Origin of the sequence: Psittacicella hinzii, from assembly GCF_003585885.1 — a bacterium.
In the GTDB taxonomy this organism is placed as follows: domain Bacteria; phylum Pseudomonadota; class Gammaproteobacteria; order Enterobacterales; family Psittacicellaceae; genus Psittacicella.
On sequence record NZ_NRHC01000056.1, the window covers coordinates 1 to 2,864 of the forward strand.

General features: G+C 32.7%; 3 protein-coding genes. 1 reads left to right on the top strand and 2 read right to left on the bottom strand.

Annotation, left to right across the window (positions count from 1 at the left end):
• Window positions 1-47: 47 nt before the first annotated feature.
• Together CKF54_RS04790 and CKF54_RS04795 are read right to left on the bottom strand one after the other, a co-directional pair.
• A complete protein-coding gene (locus tag CKF54_RS04790) occupies window positions 48-593 on the bottom strand; it encodes an outer membrane beta-barrel protein (protein ID WP_119525231.1) in 546 nt (181 codons plus the stop codon).
• 515 nt (window positions 594-1,108) lie between these two features.
• Window positions 1,109-1,669 carry an outer membrane beta-barrel protein gene (locus CKF54_RS04795; protein WP_119525232.1) on the bottom strand — a complete coding sequence of 187 codons (561 nt, stop codon included), beginning with the start codon at window positions 1,667-1,669 and terminating at the stop codon, window positions 1,109-1,111.
• 800 nt (window positions 1,670-2,469) lie between these two features.
• On the opposite strand from CKF54_RS04795, the gene CKF54_RS04800 reads away from it, so the two are divergent.
• Window positions 2,470-2,864 (top strand): hypothetical protein (locus CKF54_RS04800; protein WP_147396816.1); only part of this gene is annotated, 395 nt, incomplete at its 3' end.

Consider the following 2,864-nt stretch of genomic DNA (forward strand, 5'->3'; position numbering starts at 1 on the left):
ACAAGTTTACAAGTTTACAAACTTACAAATTAGTCAGTGTAAATTTATTAGAATTTAAGCCCAAAATACACGCTTGTGGTCGTTGTTGTACCTGAAGCTTTTCCTACTGATGTGTTCTTACTTCCATGAGTGTTACGTACTTTTAAACCGAAGTCTAAGAAATTATTGTATAAAGCACCTGCTTGTAACGAGTAAGATACACCACTAACAGATACAGATACTCCATTAGCTTCTAATTTAAAGTTACCGTAACCTAAACCAGCACCTACATATGGAGTAAATGCAGAGCTACCTTCAAAGAAGTATTTAGTTTTTACTTCTGCACCTACATTGTAGAAATCAACGCTGTCTTTATTACCGTAGTTTGCATATAACTCACCACCTAGGTATAAAGCATGATGGTGCGATACACGGTAATTAAGCTCACCTAAGAAACCATAATTAGCTAAACTAGGAGCTCCACTTGCATTATGTACTCCAACAGTTACCGCACCATTAAAGAAGTGATGAGGTAGGTTATCAGCGTTTGCTGCTGGTGAAACAAATGCAAGTGTAGCTAATGTAGTCATAGATAAAACTAAAAGTTTCTTCATAAGAAATCCTTATTTGGTCTGTAAATTGATATATAAAAGTTGAATCGTACTGCTCTAGCCCCAGTTATTTAGGGAGTTGAAAAATCAATAACTAATTTAGCTAAAACAATACTTTTACATAATACTTAAATTTACCCGTAAAACATAATTCTTAACTAAAAATTTAAGATTTCCTATCACTAGACATTACAAGAGAATTATCTAACTAGTTGAAAAGTTTAAAGATTTTATTTTGTAGCTCTTTTAAAAAACCTTAATAATTATGAGCATTAAACTGAACATAAACGAAGATAAGCCAGTCTACTATTTAATTAATCTCTATACTTTGCAGATTTAAGAGTGGTCAGGAGTACTTAGGAGTGCTTGAAGTGCTAAGAAGTATTTCTGAATACTAAGGAATACTAAGGAATGCTTATAATTTCAAACAATTAAAAAAGCGAGGCTTTTGACCTCGCTATTTACTTGTATAACAGTAGAACTGTTTACCTGTAAGAAAAAACTTTACTTATGTTAAATTAAAATTTAAAGCCTACGTAAATAGATACGTTGCTTGCACCATTTTCAAATGAAACAGTGTCGTTAGATTTACTTACGTCAAAACCACGGATTTGTAAACCTACGTCAACAAAGTTGTTGATTAAAATACCACCTTGGATAGAGTAAGTAAGACCTGCGTCTGATAGAGTCTCACCGTCACCAAGTTTAGCTCTGAATTTACCGTAACCAAGACCAAGACCTACATATGGAGTAACTCTTGATGAGTTTTCAAAGAAGTACTTAGTTTTTAATTCAGCAACATATGAAGACACTTTGTAATCACTGTTTTTACCCCAAGCTGCATTTAATTCAGCACCTGCATACCAGCCGTAGTCTGAAAGAAGACGGTAGTGGTATTCACCAAACACACCTACGTTTACAACACTTTTATCTTCATAGTAGTAATCTTTTGCAGGGTAAGAACCTAAAGATACACCAGCAGTGAAGAATTGGTTATCTAATCTTGTAGCCTGTGCAGAAGGAGCTACAAATGACACAACTGCTAACGCAGCAGTAGTTAGGGCTAATAGTTTTTTCATAAAGCATCCTTTTATTCTTTATACATTGATATATATTTGCAAAACTTGCAGTATTGAGGTCTATACTAGCTATTTGGGTTCACATAAATCAATAACTAACACAGTTAAAACAATACTCAAATATGATAATCAAATTCAAGAATAAAAGAAAGAAAACGCAAAATTTTTTAATCACGATTTTCAAAAAATAAGTTACATTTTGATATACTAACTTATTGTTAATTAGATATAAATACCCCCCCCCCCCGATACCCGCAAAACTTACTAGGTTAATAAGTTATTGAGCCATTTTTAGGTACTTTTAATTTTTTCTTAAATTTTTCCTTAATTTATTTACTCAATTTATTAATCAGAGGATTTTGCCTATCCCTTGTCTTAGAATTCTTAATTTTCTCCGGCTTTCTCCAGTATTCTATGCTTTACCTTTTGCCTTTACCTTTTACATTTAGCAAAACTATATGGCATAACCTTCTACACTAGTAAAACTAAAAAATACAGGCTGAAAATGTAAATTAAAAATAAAGTTCAATAGGAATTTTAGGAGTAGTAAGAACTGTGGTAGCTACAGGAATCGCAGAAGCTACAGGAATTGCAAAAAATTAACGACAAAAATAAAACCTCCTAAGTTACCTAATTCATAGACCCCACAATCCGCGCAAAATGTAAGCGCGGATTTTCTTTTTTGCGGAAAAGTATGATTAAATTTGGATCAACATGCTGCTTTTCCATTTATTGTATGGTATAATATATAAATATCATCTAGATAGACGATAGACCCCACAAGAAGAGGAAATAACAGCATGAGATACTTAGTAGAGTTGCCAAAAGGAAAAGTTCAAGTCACCAAAATTAATGGTAAAAGATATGCTTATCGTAGAGGAAAAAGCTATAGAGAAAACGGTAAAGTAAAAAGAGAAACTGGAACTTGTATCGGTAGAATTGACGAAGAAACCGGTTTACTAATGGCTAATAAAAACTACTTTTTAATCTACCAGGTACCGATGCCGCATGATCTAGACATGCGTTCTAAAAAATATTTAGTTAAAAATACAGCAGAGAAATCAAAAGAGAAGAAGAATAAATTAAAATCATTTGGTTACCACCATTACTACCTGCAATTAGCGGAGAAAATTAAGTTAACTAAAGTTCTACAAGAAGTTTTTCCACATGATTATCAAGATATCCTTAACTTAGC

Bases quoted from the DNA above. Each gene is read 5' to 3' on its own strand.
- CKF54_RS04790 (WP_119525231.1), bottom strand. From the start codon at position 593: ATGAAGAAACTTTTAGTTTTATCTATGACTACATTAGCTACACTTGCA.
- CKF54_RS04795 (WP_119525232.1), bottom strand. From the start codon at position 1,669: ATGAAAAAACTATTAGCCCTAACTACTGCTGCGTTAGCAGTTGTGTCA.